Annotated in this window: 1 pseudogene; it reads right to left on the reverse strand. The window is 71.7% G+C overall.

What is annotated here, in order from left to right:
* A pseudogene (locus AC31A1_RS52055) lies at positions 1 to 846 on the reverse strand (ATP-dependent helicase HrpB); the annotation flags it as partial.

Consider the following 846-nt stretch of genomic DNA (forward strand, 5'->3'; position numbering starts at 1 on the left):
GATCCCCCCGCCGCCGAGCCCGCCCCAACTCCGGCTCCAGCCACTCGTCCACGCGCGCGTGGAGCGCATCGTCGGACACATCGGGCCAAGGCTCCCCGAGATTCACATGCAGGAATGCCAGCCGCTGCCGCAGCACTTGAGCATCGGCGGACCACCGCAACAGCCCGAACCCCTCCTGCCGCAACCCCTCAACCAGCGCATCCCGTACGGCGACGGGGTCGGCGTCCCTCAGCGGCCGCACCGCCAACTCGACGGCCCCGAGCCGCTCGACGCGCCGGGCCACGACGTCTCCGTCGGCCCAGTGGACCTCGTCCACCTCGCTGAGCAGCGCCCCGGCCGCGAACCGGGCGATGTCCTCGTCGACAACGGCCCCGAGCTGCACGCGTGCGTGCCCCTTGCCGATCGGCCGGTCCGCCACGGCGACGGCGATCCAGGGCGCGCCGCGGAGGGCACTGGCGTCTCCGACCTCGGCACGGGTGCCGGAGACGAGGAGGTAGGAACCGCCGTCGGCTTTGGCAACACGTTCGGGGTAGGCGAGGGCGGCGACGAGTCCGACGAGGGCGTCTTCGTTGTTTGTGACGTTCACCTGTATCGGAACGGAGTCACGGGTCGGTTGGTGGGAAATCTCCCCTCCCACGGCCCGCAGCCGCCGAACCTCCGCACGCCACCGCCCGGCATAGGCGTCCCCTCCACGCCGAGCACTCCGCAAAGCCCCGGCAAGATCATCCCCGTAAGCCCGCGGCGCCTCCTCACTGAGCAGCGCGACAACCTCGGCGCCGGCTGGACCCGAGTCCAACAAGGCCCGCCCCAGCCGGGGATGCAGCCCCAGCCGAGCCAACTGCACAC

It is taken from the genome of Streptomyces sp. P5F9, assembly GCF_057961495.1.